Source organism: Pedococcus sp. P2_E5 (genome assembly GCF_056403895.1).
Window position 1 is genome coordinate 23,362 of record NZ_JBFUEP010000023.1, and the last position, 13,876, is coordinate 37,237.

General features: G+C 71.1%; 14 protein-coding genes. 13 read left to right on the top strand and 1 reads right to left on the bottom strand.

What is annotated here, in order from left to right; all coding sequences use genetic code 11:
* Positions 1 to 16: 16 nt before the first annotated feature.
* From AC1DVZ_RS09540 to AC1DVZ_RS09595, 12 genes are all read left to right on the top strand, one after another.
* Positions 17 to 373, top strand: coding sequence for an NADH-quinone oxidoreductase subunit A (locus AC1DVZ_RS09540; RefSeq protein ID WP_477617950.1), 357 nt, complete (start codon positions 17 to 19; stop codon positions 371 to 373).
* Positions 373 to 960, top strand: a complete 588-nt coding sequence (locus AC1DVZ_RS09545; protein WP_477617951.1) for an NADH-quinone oxidoreductase subunit B — start codon at positions 373 to 375, stop codon at positions 958 to 960. Before AC1DVZ_RS09540 ends, AC1DVZ_RS09545 begins: the two co-directional genes overlap by 1 nt.
* The gene (locus AC1DVZ_RS09550; RefSeq protein ID WP_477617952.1) at positions 957 to 1,487 is read left to right on the top strand and encodes an NADH-quinone oxidoreductase subunit C; all 531 of its coding nucleotides are present in this window, start codon (positions 957 to 959) and stop codon (positions 1,485 to 1,487) included. Before AC1DVZ_RS09545 ends, AC1DVZ_RS09550 begins: the two co-directional genes overlap by 4 nt.
* Positions 1,484 to 2,443, top strand: coding sequence for a complex I subunit 1/NuoH family protein (locus AC1DVZ_RS09555; RefSeq protein WP_477617953.1), 960 nt, complete (start codon positions 1,484 to 1,486; stop codon positions 2,441 to 2,443). The genes AC1DVZ_RS09550 and AC1DVZ_RS09555 overlap by 4 nt, the downstream gene beginning before the upstream one ends.
* Positions 2,440 to 3,051, top strand: coding sequence for a NuoI/complex I 23 kDa subunit family protein (locus AC1DVZ_RS09560; RefSeq protein WP_477617954.1), 612 nt, complete (start codon positions 2,440 to 2,442; stop codon positions 3,049 to 3,051). Before AC1DVZ_RS09555 ends, AC1DVZ_RS09560 begins: the two co-directional genes overlap by 4 nt.
* Positions 3,048 to 3,599 (top strand): NADH-quinone oxidoreductase subunit J family protein, encoded by a 552-nt coding sequence (locus AC1DVZ_RS09565; RefSeq protein ID WP_477617955.1) that lies wholly within the window; start codon positions 3,048 to 3,050, stop codon positions 3,597 to 3,599. The genes AC1DVZ_RS09560 and AC1DVZ_RS09565 overlap by 4 nt, the downstream gene beginning before the upstream one ends.
* Positions 3,596 to 3,967 (top strand): NADH-quinone oxidoreductase subunit NuoK, encoded by a 372-nt coding sequence (gene nuoK / locus AC1DVZ_RS09570; protein ID WP_477617956.1) that lies wholly within the window; start codon positions 3,596 to 3,598, stop codon positions 3,965 to 3,967. The genes AC1DVZ_RS09565 and nuoK overlap by 4 nt, the downstream gene beginning before the upstream one ends.
* Positions 3,964 to 5,838, top strand: a complete 1,875-nt coding sequence (locus AC1DVZ_RS09575) for an NADH-quinone oxidoreductase subunit 5 family protein (protein ID WP_477617957.1) — start codon at positions 3,964 to 3,966, stop codon at positions 5,836 to 5,838. Before nuoK ends, AC1DVZ_RS09575 begins: the two co-directional genes overlap by 4 nt.
* 28 nt (positions 5,839 to 5,866) lie before the next feature.
* Positions 5,867 to 7,342: a complex I subunit 4 family protein gene (locus AC1DVZ_RS09580; RefSeq protein WP_477617958.1), complete on the top strand. Its 1,476-nt coding sequence runs from the start codon at positions 5,867 to 5,869 to the stop codon at positions 7,340 to 7,342.
* Positions 7,339 to 8,892, top strand: a complete 1,554-nt coding sequence (locus AC1DVZ_RS09585) for a proton-conducting transporter transmembrane domain-containing protein (protein ID WP_477617959.1) — start codon at positions 7,339 to 7,341, stop codon at positions 8,890 to 8,892. Before AC1DVZ_RS09580 ends, AC1DVZ_RS09585 begins: the two co-directional genes overlap by 4 nt.
* A 61-nt stretch (positions 8,893 to 8,953) precedes the next feature.
* Positions 8,954 to 9,841, top strand: coding sequence for a zinc metalloprotease HtpX (htpX, locus tag AC1DVZ_RS09590; protein WP_477617960.1), 888 nt, complete (start codon positions 8,954 to 8,956; stop codon positions 9,839 to 9,841).
* 241 nt (positions 9,842 to 10,082) lie between these two features.
* Entirely contained in the window at positions 10,083 to 10,286 is a 204-nt protein-coding gene (locus AC1DVZ_RS09595) for a cold-shock protein (RefSeq protein WP_056924211.1), read from the top strand.
* A gap of 81 nt (positions 10,287 to 10,367) precedes the next feature.
* Here AC1DVZ_RS09595 and AC1DVZ_RS09600 read toward each other — a convergent pair whose 3' ends face one another.
* Positions 10,368 to 11,255, bottom strand: coding sequence for an SGNH/GDSL hydrolase family protein (locus AC1DVZ_RS09600; RefSeq protein WP_477617961.1), 888 nt, complete (start codon positions 11,253 to 11,255; stop codon positions 10,368 to 10,370).
* A gap of 104 nt (positions 11,256 to 11,359) precedes the next feature.
* Between AC1DVZ_RS09600 and pepN the strand changes: the two genes are divergently transcribed.
* Complete coding sequence (gene pepN, locus AC1DVZ_RS09605; protein ID WP_477617962.1) at positions 11,360 to 13,831, top strand: aminopeptidase N; 2,472 nt, start codon at positions 11,360 to 11,362, stop codon at positions 13,829 to 13,831.
* Positions 13,832 to 13,876: the final 45 nt, after the last annotated feature.

Genomic DNA, 13,876 nt, shown 5'->3' on the forward strand with positions numbered 1-13,876 from the left:
CACTAGGCTGCCAACCGTGTCGCCCTACGTCGTCATCGCCGCGGTGGTCGCTGTCGGCCTGCTGCTCTTCGTGGCCGCGATGGGCGCCCGGGCGCTGCTGGCTCCCAAGGCGCCGACCCGGGCCAAGCTGACGACGTACGAGTCCGGAGTCGATCCGGTGGGTCGGGACTGGGCCCAGACCCAGGTGCGCTACTTCGTCTACGCGTTCCTCTACGTCATCTTCGCCGTCGACGCGGTCTACCTGTTCCCCTGGGCCCTCGTCGTGCGCAGCAACCTCGGTGCGGTGTCGCTGCTCGAGATCGCGGTGTTCATCGGGATCCTGCTGGTCGGACTCGTCCACGCCGCACGGCGCGGTCTGCTGAGGTGGCTGTGATGGCGACGACTCCTCTGCCCATGCCCCGGGTCGGTCCCGCCACCGACCTGGCGCCCCAACCGATCCGCGTGGTCCTCAACTGGGGGCGCCGCTACTCGCTGTGGGTCTTCAACTTCGGCCTCGCGTGCTGTGCGATCGAGTTCATCGCCGCCTCGATGGCCCGGCACGACTTCATCCGGCTCGGCGTCATCCCCTTCGCCCCCGGTCCGCGACAGGCCGACCTCATGGTCGTGTCCGGCACCGTGACCGACAAGATGGCTCCGGCCGTGCGACGGCTCTACGACCAGATGCCCGAACCCAAGTACGTCATCTCGTTCGGAGCCTGCTCCAACTCGGGCGGCCCCTACTGGGACTCCTACTCCGTCACCAAGGGTGTCGACACCATCATCCCCGTCGACGTCTACGTCCCCGGCTGCCCGCCCCGACCCGAGGCGCTCCTCCAGGGCATCCTCAAGCTGCAGGAGAAGATCGCTGCGGAGACGTTGTCCACCAAGGGAATTCGTGCAAAGTATGCCGGGCACCGCCTCGCGTCCGCCGGCGAGGTCACGCGACCGCTGGTGCAGCCCCCGACCAAGGACGCCTCGTGAGCGACCCCACCGCCCTCGAGCGCGCCGAGGTCGACCCGGCCGACTGGGTGGCGACGATCACCGCGGCTCGCGACGCGGCCTACACCTTCTTCGACTGGCTCACCGCGGTCGACCAGAGCGACGACGAGCTGGCGCCAGGGCTCGACGTCGTGTGCCACCTCATGGACGGGTCCTCGCCAGGTGCGTTGCGGCGCAAGCTGTTTCGCACGCGCGTGCCCGAAGGCGCGAGCCTCGGCAGCCTGACGGGCGTGTTCCGCGGGGTCGCGTGGCACGAGCGCGAGACGCACGAGATGTTCGGCCTCGACTTCGAGGGGTTCGACGACGGCACCGGTCTCGGGCTGCGACCGCTCCTGCTCCCAGACGGGTTCGAGGGCACGCCGCTGCGCAAGTCGTTCGTGCTCGCCGCCCGGGCCTCCAAGCCGTGGCCGGGAGCGAAGGAGCCGGGCGAGTCCGAGCACGCCAGGCCGACCGGTCGACGCCGGGTGTCCGCCCCCGGAGTACCCGATCCCGAGTGGGGGCCGCGATGAGCGACGCCGTCGAGGTGACGTTGCGGGCAGTCGGGGTGTTGGCTGCCTTCCTCGTGCTGCCGCTGCTCGTGGGCCAGACCGAGCACAAGGTGATGGCCCACATGCAGGGCCGGCTCGGCCCGATGTATGCCGGTGGCTTCCACGGGTGGGCGCAGCTGGTGGCCGACGGGGTCAAGTTCGTGCAGAAGGAGGACATCACCCCCGCCGCTGCCGACCAGCGGGTCTTCCGGTTCGCCCCGGCAGTGGCCCTGGTGCCCTATCTCGTCGCACTGGCAGCGATTCCGCTGAGCCCCGACCTGGTCGCCGCAGACCTCCCCGCGTCTGCGGTGTTCGTCCTCGCGGTGACCGCGGTGGGCATCCTCGGCACCCTCATGGCCGGCTGGGCCAGCGCCAACAAGTACTCGCTGCTGGGCGCGATGCGTGCCGCGGCGCAGCTCCTCTCCTACGAGCTGCCGATGGTGCTGGCGGTCGCGAGCGTCTGCCTCGCCGCCGGCTCGCTGTCGCTGTCCGGGATCGCTGCCGCCTGGTCGCCCTGGTGGCTGGTCTTCCAGCTGCCCGGAGCCATCGTGTTCCTCGTGTCGGCCGTGGCCGAGCTCCAGCGGCCGCCGTTCGACATGCCGGTGGCCGACTCGGAGATCGTGTTCGGCGCCTACACCGAGTACACCGGGCTGCGGTTCGCGTTCTTCCTGCTGGGCGAGTACGCCGGGATCGTCGTGATGTCCCTCCTCTTCGCCGTGCTCTACCTCGGCGGCTGGCAGGGGCTGTTCAGCGACCAGCTCGGCTGGTTGTGGACCCTGCTCAAGGGGTTCTGCATCGCCGTGGTCGTCATCTGGCTCCGCGTCGCGTGGCCCCGGCTGCGCGAGGACCAGCTGCAGCGGCTGGCCTGGCTCGTCCTGGTCCCGCTCGCGCTGGCGCAGCTGGCGATCACCGGCGTCTGGGTGGTGACCACCGCATGAGCCAAGACGCGAAGAAGCCGGGAGCCATCGGCATACCGGGCATCCTCAAGGGGTTGGCCACCACGGCCCGCACCATGTCCAGGCCGACGCACACCGCCGAGTACCCGGACGCGCAGCCGCACCTGCCTCCCCGGAGCCGTGGCGTCATCGCGCTGCTCGAGGAGAACTGCACCTCGTGCATGCTGTGCGCCCGCGAGTGCCCCGACTGGTGCATCTACATCGACTCGCACAAGGAGACGATCCCCGCCACGACCCCTGGTGGGCGTGAGCGCCAGCGCAACGTCCTCGACCGGTTCGCCATCGACTTCAGCCTCTGCATGTACTGCGGCATCTGCATCGAGGTCTGCCCGTTCGACGCGTTGCACTGGAGTCCCGAGTTCGAGTACGCCGAGCTGGACATCCGCGACCTGCTGCACGAGAAGGACCGGCTCGGCCAGTGGATGCCCACCGTGCCGCCGCCCTCCGCACTCGACGAGCACTCGGCCGAACCTGCCGAGATCGCCGCGACCACTCGCCCCGGCCGACTGGTCCGCGCGACGCCGGCGCGCTCGGCCCCCACGCGGGTCACCCCGACCGGGCAGGAAGAGAAGTCGGAGACCGGGGAATGACGGCTCTCGACGTGGCCTTTGCCGCGGTCGGGCTGATCACCGCCGCCAGTGGGCTGCTCGCCGTGACGACGCGCCACGTCGTCCATGCCGCCTTGTGGCTCGTGGTCTGCCTCGGAGCCGTGGCCGGCTGCTACCTCGTCCTGGGGGCGGAGTTCGTCGCGCTCGTGCAGCTGCTCGTCTATGTCGGCGCGATCGTCGTGCTCGTGCTGTTCGCCCTCATGCTGACCCGCGCGCCGATCGGACCCAACAGCGAGATCAGCACCAGCCGCCTGCACCGGGGGCTCGCGGCAGTGCTGGGGGCCGGCATCACCGCGCTGCTGGCCGCCGCCCTCCTCCCCATCGCGGGCCCGGCCGTCGAACGTCACGACAGCTCGACCACCCAGGTGGCAGAACAGCTCTTCGGCACGTGGGTGTGGCCCTTCGAGGTCCTGTCCCTCCTGCTGCTGGTCGCCCTGATCGCCGCCATGGCGGTGTCGCGGATGACCCGCCCCGATCCTGCCGCGCCGACCGCGGCACCCGCTGACCCGGACGCGGGTGGTGTCGCATGATCCACCTCGCGGGGCCCTACCTGCTCGCCGCCGTGCTTGCGGGCATCGGGGCATACGGCGTGCTGGCGCGGCGCAACGCCGTGCTCGTCCTGATCGGTGTCGAGCTCATCCTCAACGCCGCCAACCTGCTGCTCGTCTCGGTCGCTGCCGCGGGCGCCGACCGCTGGGCGGCTGGCAACGTGCTGACGCTGTTCGTGATCACGATCGCCGCCGCGGAGGTCGTCGTGGCGCTGGCCGTGGTCCTCGCGGTCTACCGGCTGCGGGGCGACGTCGACCTCAGCGACCCCACCGCCAGCGACCCCACCGCCAGCGACCCCACGGCCAGCGACCCCAGCGCCAGGCCCACCGTCAGCAAGGCGAGCCCATGAGCGGCGCCGCTGCCCGGCTGGTCGTCCTCATCCCGGCCGTCACGGCCCTCGTCGGGCTGCTGCTGGCCCGTCGCGCAGACCCCCGCGCGGCCCGCTTCGTCGCCGTCGGCGCCTCCCTGCTGGCGGTCGTCGCGGCCCTGCTCCAGGTCGTCGCCGTGCACGGCTCGTCGAGGGTGACCCTCGTCCACACGATCCCCGGTCTCGACGCGGGGGAGCTGCGAATCCCCTTGCAGCTGCAGGCAACTGCCGCGACCGCCCTCATCGCGCTGGTCGTGGCGATCGTCGGCTGGGCGGTGCAGGCCTTTGCCGGCTGGTACCTGCGCGAGGACGACCGCTACGGCATCTTCGCCGCCACGGTCTCGCTGTTCACCGCCGGCATGCTCCTCGTCGTCCAGTCCGCCGACCTCGTGCTGACCCTCGTGGGCTGGGAGGTGATGGGCTGGTGCTCCTACCTGCTCATCGGTCACTGGAGCCGCAAGGAGTCCGCCCGCCGCGCCGCGCTCAAGGCCTTCCTCGTCACCCGCCTCGCGGATGTCGGCTTCGTGCTCGGGGTGGTGATCCTCGCCGCGGGAGCCGGCTCGACGGCATATCCGCAGGTGTTCCAGGCCTGGGCCGCCACGGACTGCCCCGACACGGGCGCGTGCCTCGCACCCAACGCCACCCTGCGCACGGCGGCCATGGTGCTGCTCGTCATCGGCATCCTGGGCAAGTCCGGCATGGTCCCGTTCCACGACTGGCTCCCCGACGCGATGGAGGGCCCGACCCCAGCCTCCGCCCTCATCCACGCGGCGACCATGGTCGCCGCGGGCACGTTCGTCCTCGCGCAGCTGTTCGACATCCTCGCGGCCAGTGAGGGCGCGCGCTGGGTGCTCGCGCTGAGCACCGCCGTGACGATGGTGTATGCCGCGGGGCTGGCGTTCGGGCAGAGCGACCTCAAGCGGCTGCTCGCCTACTCGACCCTCAGCCAGGTCGCCCTGATGCTCTCCGCACTGGCCGTCGCCCCCGTCGACGAGGGACCCGGCGCCGGCGTGCTGCACCTCTACTCGCATGCGTTCTTCAAGGCCCTGCTCTTCCTCGCGATCGGGTGGCTGAGCGTGACGGTGGGGGGCACGGCAGCCGCGACCATGCGCGGCGGCCTTCGCGGCCACCTGTTCATCCGCCCCGCCATGTTCGTCGGGTTGCTGGCCCTCGCCGGGGTGCCTCCGCTGGTCGGGTTCGTGTCCAAGGAGCACGTCCTCGCCGCGGCCGAGGCCGGGGCAGCCGACGGCCAGGCGCGCGCGTGGATCGTCCTGCTCGCAGGCCTGCTGACCGTCGTCCTCACCGCCGCCTACTGCATGCGCGCGTGGATCGTCCTCGACGACCTCGCCTCCGCCGACATCGAACGCCACGAGGCCGACACCGCCGGCTTCCCCGTGAAAGCGGCGGTGACGGTCCTGGCCATCCTGACCGTCGTCGGCGGGCTGGTCGTCTTCACGCCCCTGCTCGACCTCGGCGGTCACATCGGCTGGCTGGTGGCGCTGCTGAGCATCCTGCTGATCGTGGGAGCAGGGCTCGCCGTGCGGTCGCTCGCCGACGGTGCGGATCCGGCCGTGCGGATCGTCGGCGCCCGGATCCCGTCCTTCGACAACGGTTTCGGTGTCGACCGCCTCTATGTCGACTGGGTCGCCCGGCCTGTGGTCGCGCTCGCGCACCTCGTGGTCTTCCTCGACCGCGAGGTCGTCGACGCCTACGTGCGCGGCGCGGCCGCGGCAACCCGGCTCGGCGGCACGGGTGGCCAGCGGGCCCACCGAGCCGAACGCGCCGCCTCCGGGCTGGCGTGGGTCGTCGCCGGTGTCGTCGCCGTCGCCCTCGCGGGGGTGGCGCTGTGGTGAATTCAAACACCGTGGTGAAGGCAAGACCGTGGTGATCCTGGTCAGCCTCGTGGTCCCGGCGGCGGTCGCCGTCTGGCTGCTCACCGGTGGCCGCGCTGTCTCCCACCGCTCCGCCAACCTGCTCGCGAGCAGCGCGAGCGTGGTCACGCTGGCCGCGGTCATCGTCGCCGTGATCGTGCGTCCCACGGTCGACCGCGCGTGGGTCCCCTACCTCGGTCTGCGCTGGCAGCTCGCCGTCGACGGCATCAGCGCGCCGCTGCTGCTGCTCACCGCGATCCTCGGTGTCGGCGTGGTGCTGCACACCCTCGACCGGCCTCCCCTGGGGGGAACCACCGCCGCCTTCCACGCCTGCCTGCTCCTCGTGGAGTTCGGCGCGCTGGCGACCTTCTACGCCCGCGACGCCGTCCTGTTCTTCGTCGCCTTCGAGCTCGTCCTCGTGCCCATGTGGGTGCTGATCACCCGGTTCGGCGATGCCCACGACCTGGGAGCGCGCGCCGACGCCGGGGGACGGTTCGTCCTCTACACCGCGTTCGGCTCGACGCTCATGCTCGTCGGCATCCTGGCGCTGGTCGCCAAGGCGGGCACCTCCGACCTCGACGTCCTCGCCCAAGGTGGGGGCCACGGCATACCCGTCGGCACCCAGACCCTGGTCGCGGCGCTGCTCGTCGCCGGGCTCGCGGTCAAGGTGCCGGTCTTCCCGGTGCACACCTGGCTCCCACCCGCCCACACGACTGCCCCGACGGCCGGCTCCGTGCTGCTGGCGGCGGTGCTGCTCAAGATGGGCACCTACGGCCTGGTCCGGTTGCCACTCGCCTCGCTGCCTGACGGGTTCGCGAACGTCGCGCCGGTGCTGGCCGTCCTCGGCGCCGTCGGCATCATCTGGGGAGGGCTGGCCTGCCTCGTCGAGCGCGACCTCAAGCGCCTGATCGCCTACTCCTCGGTCGCCCACATGGGGTTCGTCGTGCTCGGCCTGTCCAGCGGGACCCGCACGGGACTCCAGGCGGCGTTGTTCGCCAACGTCGCACACGGCGTCGTCTCGGCCCTGCTGTTCGTCGTCGTCGGCGGACTCAAGGAGCGGTGGGGGAGCGCCGACCTCGAGACCGCCCGCGCTGCCCTGCGCGAGGTCACCCCCCGGCTCGGCTTCGCGCTCATCGTCGGCCTGGCCGCCTCCCTCGGCCTGCCGGGCCTGGCGGGTTTCTGGGGCGAGTTCCTCAGCGTGTATGCCGCGTGGTCGCCCGCCGCGGACCGTCCCGAAGGGCTGTTCCGCACCCTGGCCGTCGTCGCCGCCGTCGGCACGGTCCTCGCAGCGGCCTACGCGCTGCGGGTCGCGCGGATGGTCTGGGCGGGGGAGCGCACCACCCCCGTCATCGAGGACAGCCGTGACAGCGAGTGGGACGTCATCGCCGTCCTCGTGCTGGGGGTGGTGGTGCTCGGCATCGCCCCCGGGCCCCTGCTGGCCATGACCGGCGACGCCGTGACCACGATCATCGGGGCCGCACCATGATCGCCACGACCGCGACCGCGGTCGCAGCGGTGGCGGCCGTGCCCACGGCGGTGCCGGCCGCGACCACCCTGGTGACCTTCGACTGGTCGGTGCTCGGGCCGGTGCTCGTCCCGGCCCTCGGTGCGGTGGCCGTGCTGGTCCTGGACGTCATCGCCCCGCGCCTGGTCCGGTTGCACGCCGCGATGGGGGTGCTGGCGCTCGCCGCAGGCATCGCCCTGGCCGTCCCCGGCGCCCTGCGGGCGGGCGACCACCCGCTCCGCACGCTCTGTCTCCCCGCGCCCGACGGCGCCTGCCTCTTCGAAGCCGGGCCACTCGCCAGTGCCCTGCAGCTGGGCGCCCTCGGCTCCGCGCTCGTGGTGCTCCTGCTGAGCTGGCCGGGCACCGATCCGCGAGAAGACCTGCGGGGCGGCCCGGCCGTCCTCGTGTCCCTGGTCCTGGCCGCCACGGCGGGCGCCGCAGGGGTGGCCGCCGCCCACGACCTCGGTTCCTGGCTGGTCTGCCTCGAGCTCGCCACCCTGCCCGCCATCGCCCTGGTCGCGTTGCGCGGCGACGCCCCCGCCGGGCGGGGGGCCCTCGCCCTGCTGACCACGTCGCTGGTGTCGTTCGCGATGGTCGTCCTCGGCGCAGCCCTGTGGCTGGTGTCGACCGGCGAGGCGGTGTTCGCTCCGGGCGCCGCCGCCGACGCGCTGGCCGAGCCGCAGCGACGGGTGGTGCTGCTCCTCGCGGCCCTCCTGCTGCTCGCAGGTCTGGGCTTCAAGCTCAGCCTCGTGCCGTTCCACGTCTGGACGCCGCAGGCCTACGCCGGGGCCACCGAACCCGTCGCGGCCTTCCTCGCGGCCACCTCCAAGGTGGCGGCGCTGGCTGCCCTGCTGGTCGTCGTCCAGGCCCTCGTGGGGGCCGGGGCGCCCGTCATCGTGGTCATCGGGCTGCTCGCCGCGGTGTCGATGACGCTCGGCAACGTCCTCGCCCTCGTGCAGGACGACCCCGTGCGCCTGCTGGCGTGGTCCACGGTCGCCCAGGCAGGGTGGGTGGTGCTGCCGCTGTCTGCCCTGAACGGTCGGGCTGCGGCCGCGTCAGGTGGCTACCTGCTCGCCTATGTCATCGCCACGCTGGTCGCGTTCGTCGTGGTGCACGTCGTGACGTCGACCCCGCGTCTTCGTGGCGCCGTGGACCTCGGGCGCACGCTCACGGCATACACCGGCTTGTTGCGGGCCCACCCGCTCCTGGGCGGGGCGCTCGGACTGGCCCTGCTCTCACTGGCCGGGCTCCCGCCAGGGGTGGTCGGCCTGATCGCCAAGGTCGTCGCCCTGCGGCCCGTGGTCGGGGAGGGGCAGTGGGTGCTGGCCGTGGTCGCCGTCCTCAACGCGGTGATCGGCGTCGCGGTCTACCTGCGCTGGTTCGCCGTGCTGCTGCGCGACCCCGACGAGGGTCCCGCCCGGCCCGTCATCCGCAGCATCCCGCGTCCCGCGCTCGCCGCCCTGGTGCTGGCCGGACTCGCGCTCGTGGCCACCAGCGTGATGCCCCAGCTGCTGTTCGGCCTGCTCGGCTGAACCCGGGCACCAGCACCGATTCGCCGGGAACGCGAGCACGGAAGGGAGCGTTGAGGCAGACATGCACAACCATTTCAACGGGCTCAAGACCGCAGCCCTCTTCGGCGGCATCTTCGCCCTCCTCCTGGCCATCGGCGGCGTCATCGCCAGCTCGACCGGCAGCCCCGCCTTCATCTGGCTGTTCGCGCTGTTCGGCCTCGGCATGACCGCCTACGGCTACTGGAACTCCGACAAGCTCGCGATCAAGGCGATGCACGCCTACCCGGTCAGTGAGGCCCAGGCGCCCGGGATGTACCGCATCGTCCGCGAGCTCTCCACCGCCGCCGGCAAGCCGATGCCCAAGCTCTACATCAGCCCCACTGCGGCGCCCAACGCCTTCGCCACCGGCCGCAACCCCGAGAACGCCGCCGTGTGCTGCACCGAGGGCATCCTGGGGCTGCTCGACGAACGTGAGCTGCGCGGGGTCCTCGGACACGAGCTGATGCACGTCTACAACCGCGACATCCTCACCGGCTCGGTGGCCGCAGCGATCGCCGGTGTGATCACGTCGGTGGCCCAGATGCTCATGTTCGCAGGCATGTTCGGCGGTGGCGGCAACGACGAGGACCGTCCCAACCCGATCGCGATGCTGGCCATGGCCCTGCTCGCGCCGTTCGCCGCGATGATGATCCAGATGGCGATCAGCCGCACCCGCGAGTACGACGCGGACGAGGACGGCGCCAGGCTCACCGGCGACCCGCTGGCCCTGGCGTCGGCGCTGCGCAAGCTCGAGACGGGGGTGGCCAACGCCCCGCTGCAGCCGACCCCGGCCCTCCAGAACTCCAGCCACATGATGATCGCCAACCCGTTCCGCCCCCAGGACGTGTCGCGCTTCTTCTCCACCCACCCCCCGATGACCGAGCGGATCGCCCGGCTCGAGGCACAGGCCTCCGGGTTCCGCCAGCGCTGAGACCAGGCCCTCCGCGTGCTCAGCGAGGCGGTCTGGACGACCGCTTCCCAAGACTCGCGGGGGGCTGGGAATGAAAGTCTGGCCGATACACGTTACGATGGCTGCAGTTGCAGTTCCTCGTGTGAGTGGGCCCGCCAAGCGCGGGCCTTTTCTTTAAGCGGTGTATTCCGTGTCGTGGTGATGTCGCAGCTGGTGGTCCGCATCCGCGGCCACATCGGCCAATTAGGAAAAGAGTTATCCCATGGCACAGGGAACAGTGAAGTGGTTCAACGCTGAGAAGGGCTTCGGCTTCATCGAGCAGGACGGCGGCGGCGCCGACGTCTTCGTGCACTACAGCGCGATCGAGTCCGGCGGCTACCGCTCGCTCGACGAGGCACAGCGCGTGGAGTTCGACATCACGCAGGGCCCGAAGGGTCCCCAGGCGGAGAAGGTCACGGTCATCTGACCTGCCCCACCCTCTGAACTAGATCGAAGCCCCCGGCCAATGCGGCCGGGGGCTTCGGCGTTCTCTCAGAGGCTCAGCACGTCAGAGACCCAGGGCCACCATCGTGCGCTTGGCCATCGCAGCCTCGCCGAGGGCGTTCGGGTGCACCGGCACGGTGTTGGTCCCGAACAGGATCGGCTCGACCCAGCGCGTGCCGATCGGCTGGCACGCGTCCCGGCCGGTCGCCGTCATGTCGACGAAGGTGGTGCCGGTTTCGGCAGCCGCTCGCTTGATCACCGCGTTCACGTGCGACTGGATGTTGTGGACGTAGGGAACGTCGCCGTAGGCGATCGGCATCTGGGCGAAGCAGCCCCGGGTGGCCGGCAGGATGTCGGGGTAGCCCAGGATGGCGACCTCGGCGTTCGGAGCCTTAGTGTGGATGTCCCGCAGGGCCTGCTTCACGGCCGGGTAGGTCCTGTTCTCCACCAGGTTGTCCCAGTAGCTGCCGAACCAGTTCTTGCACGGGCTGCCGAAGCCCAAGGTCAGCACACCCTTGCTCCCGCAGGCCACGATGGCCCCGACGAAGACGTTGCTGTCGTTCCCGCCGATGGTGAGGGTGACCAGGTCGGTGTCGGACCGCACGGCGTTCAGCTGGGCCGGCACGCCGAGGTACTGCGAGGTGTAGAAGTGCCGCGTCTCGGCTGCGGTGCAGGTGACGTCCTTGAGGGTTGCCCCCGTGGCCGACGCGATGAGGCGTGGGTAGTTCTTGGTCGTGCGGATGCAGAGCGGCGACGCGTACGGGTCGGGCGGCAGGATGCCCGCTCCGGCGGAGTAGCTGTCCCCGAGGGCTACGTAGTTGACGGTGCCGTCGTTCAGGGTGGCAGGGGTGATGGAGGTGGTCGCGCTCGCGGGCGTGGCGGTGGCGACGACGGTGAGAGCGGTGACAAGAGCGGCAGCCCCAGCCAGTCCCCGGCTCAAGGTAGGACGCATGGAAACAACTCCTTTGTTGTTACTGCGGGTAGGTTACTTAGTGGTAGGACTCTGGCGGGAGTGCGCGCAGAGCGGCAAGCAGTACGGCTGGTTGAATCGGTCACATGCCTTCCCTGACCCGGGCGGATGCCCGAGAGCGCTCCGCCCTCATAGACGTGACGAGGATGGAGGTCGACCTCGACCTCGACCGTGGTGAGGAGAGCTTCGAGTCGCGAGTCCGGATCTCGTTCTCCTGCAGAGCCCCTGGGCGCTCCACCTTCCTCGACGTCCTTCCCTCGGAGTTGCGTTCGGTGACGCTCAACGGCTCGCCGGTCGATGTCGCCGGGCTGCGCGAGGCGCGCATCGAGCTCGCCGGCCTGGCGGCCGAGAACGTCCTCGAGGTAGAGACGCTGATGGCCTACAGCCGTGACGGTCAGGGGCTGCACCGCGCCGTCGATCCCGCCGACGGAGAGCACTACGTCTACGGCCACCTGTTCCTCGATGCAGGTCCGCGGGTGTTCGCCTGCTTCGACCAGCCCGACCTCAAGGCGCCCTATGTCGTCACCGTCACTGCGCCCGAGAAATGGATCGTGCTCGGCAACGGCGCGGCTACCGAGGTGGCGCCGGGGAAGTGGGAGCTGGCCGAAACCCAGCCACTGGCAACGTATTTCGTGACCGTCTGCGCTGGTCCCTACGCCTCCGTGCGCGACGAGCACGACGGCATACCGCTCGGGATCCATGCGCGGGCCTCGCTCAGGGAGCACCTGGAGCGAGAGGCGCCACAGATGCTCGAGGTGACCAAGGCGAGCTTCGACTACTACCACTCGCTGTTCGGGATCCGCTATCCGTTCGGGGAGTACCACCAGGTGTTCGTGCCGGAGTTCAACGCCGGAGCCATGGAGAACCCGGGCTGCGTGACGTTCCGCGACACGATGATCTTCCGCGGGGCGGCGGCGCGGGACGAGGTGCTTTCGCGTACCAACACCATCACCCACGAGATGGCGCACATGTGGTTCGGCGACCTCGTCACCATGCAGTGGTGGGACGACCTCTGGCTCAACGAGTCTTTCGCCGAGTACATGTCGCACCGCACCTGCGTGGATGCCACGGAGTTCACCGACGCCTGGATCGACTCGACGATGGCCCGCAAGGGCTGGGGGTATGCCGCGGAGCGAACCCCCTCGACGCACCCCGTGGCCGGAGCCGCCGCGCTGGACACCCAGGCGGCGCTGCAGGACTTCGACGGGATCTCGTACGCCAAGGGAGCAGCCACCCTGCGGCAGCTGATCGCCCATATCGGTGACGACGCCTTCATCGCCGGGGTGTCGGCCTACCTGCGCGAGCACTCCTTCGGCAACGGCACGCTCGCGGACTTCATGGGCTTCATGGAGCGCGCGTCCGGTCTGTCGCTCACGGCGTGGAGCCGGGCGTGGCTGCTGACAGCCGGCCTCGACGTGATCTCGGTCGTCCCGGACAGTGGCGTCGTCGACCGAGCCGTGCCGCGGCAGTTTCCGGCGGACCGGCCGCACACGATGGATGTCGCGGGCTTCACCAGCGGCGTCGAGGTGTTCCGCGTCCCGGTGACCGTGACCCGGGACCGCACCACGGTCGAGGCGCTGCGCGAGGTGCCGGCCGCCGACCTGGTCGTGCCGAATGCCTCCGACCTCACCTGGGCCACCGTGACCCTCGACCCGGCGTCCGTTGCCGCCGTGCCGACCGCCTTGGCGGCCGTTCCCGACGCCCAGGCCCGGGCCGTGGTGTGGATCGCCCTCCTCGACGGCGTATGCCTCGGCACGGTCGACCCACGGGTCCTCGTCCGGACCTTCGGCAACGCCTGGCCGGCCGAGGCCAACGACTCGGTGCTGAGCCGGACCGCGCTGGCGCTCCTGGCCCGGATCATCCCGACCTTCCTTCCGCCCCAGGAGCACGCCTGGGCCGAGCAGGTGGTGGCCGACTCGGCGGCGCAGCTGCTGCGGTCGGCGGCGCCGGGCTCCACGGGCGCTCTCGTCGCCGCCAGGACGGTCGCACGGTCCTCGGCCGACGAGTCCCTGCTGCGTGCCTGGGCCGCGGGCAAGGACCGACCTGCGGGGCTGGAGGAGGACTCGGACTTCGGCTGGATCGCGGTGCGCAACCTCGCCTCCCGCGGCCTGGTCGACCGAGGCTTCGTCGAGGGCCGGCGCGCCGACGACGACACGCTCCAGGGCCGGCTCAACGCGTTGTTCGCCAGCGCGGCGATGCCGTCGGCCGACGCGAAGTCCTGGGCCTGGGACGAGCTGACGGCCAACCGATCGCGCTCCAACTACGAGCTCAACGCACTGGCCCAGGGGTTCTGGCTCGCCGACGACCTCGACACCGTGCGGCCCTATGTCGAGCGCTACTTCACCGAGGTCCCTGCCATGACCGCCTGGGTAGGGGAGGACGCGATCGCCCGTGTCGCGACGCTGGCCTACCCCGCGCGGATCGTGGAGGAGGCGACGGCCGAGCTCAGCGCCGCGGCCGTGGAGGGCGGCGAACTCAGCGTGGGGGTGCGGCGGAGTGTGGTCGACGCCGAGTCCGAGCTCCGCGAGGCGCTGCGCTCGCGGGCCACCTTCGGCTGAGTCCGCCCACGGCAGGTATGCCGCCGGCCGCCGGCCGCACAGCCG

Bases quoted from the DNA above. Each gene is read 5' to 3' on its own strand.
- AC1DVZ_RS09545 (WP_477617951.1), top strand. From the start codon at position 373: ATGGCGACGACTCCTCTGCCCATGCCCCGGGTCGGTCCCGCCACCGAC.
- AC1DVZ_RS09555 (WP_477617953.1), top strand. From the start codon at position 1,484: ATGAGCGACGCCGTCGAGGTGACGTTGCGGGCAGTCGGGGTGTTGGCT.
- AC1DVZ_RS09560 (WP_477617954.1), top strand. From the start codon at position 2,440: ATGAGCCAAGACGCGAAGAAGCCGGGAGCCATCGGCATACCGGGCATC.
- AC1DVZ_RS09565 (WP_477617955.1), top strand. From the start codon at position 3,048: ATGACGGCTCTCGACGTGGCCTTTGCCGCGGTCGGGCTGATCACCGCC.
- nuoK (WP_477617956.1), top strand. From the start codon at position 3,596: ATGATCCACCTCGCGGGGCCCTACCTGCTCGCCGCCGTGCTTGCGGGC.
- AC1DVZ_RS09575 (WP_477617957.1), top strand. From the start codon at position 3,964: ATGAGCGGCGCCGCTGCCCGGCTGGTCGTCCTCATCCCGGCCGTCACG.
- AC1DVZ_RS09585 (WP_477617959.1), top strand. From the start codon at position 7,339: ATGATCGCCACGACCGCGACCGCGGTCGCAGCGGTGGCGGCCGTGCCC.
- htpX (WP_477617960.1), top strand. From the start codon at position 8,954: ATGCACAACCATTTCAACGGGCTCAAGACCGCAGCCCTCTTCGGCGGC.
- AC1DVZ_RS09595 (WP_056924211.1), top strand. From the start codon at position 10,083: ATGGCACAGGGAACAGTGAAGTGGTTCAACGCTGAGAAGGGCTTCGGC.
- AC1DVZ_RS09600 (WP_477617961.1), bottom strand. From the start codon at position 11,255: ATGCGTCCTACCTTGAGCCGGGGACTGGCTGGGGCTGCCGCTCTTGTC.
- pepN (WP_477617962.1), top strand. From the start codon at position 11,360: ATGCCTTCCCTGACCCGGGCGGATGCCCGAGAGCGCTCCGCCCTCATA.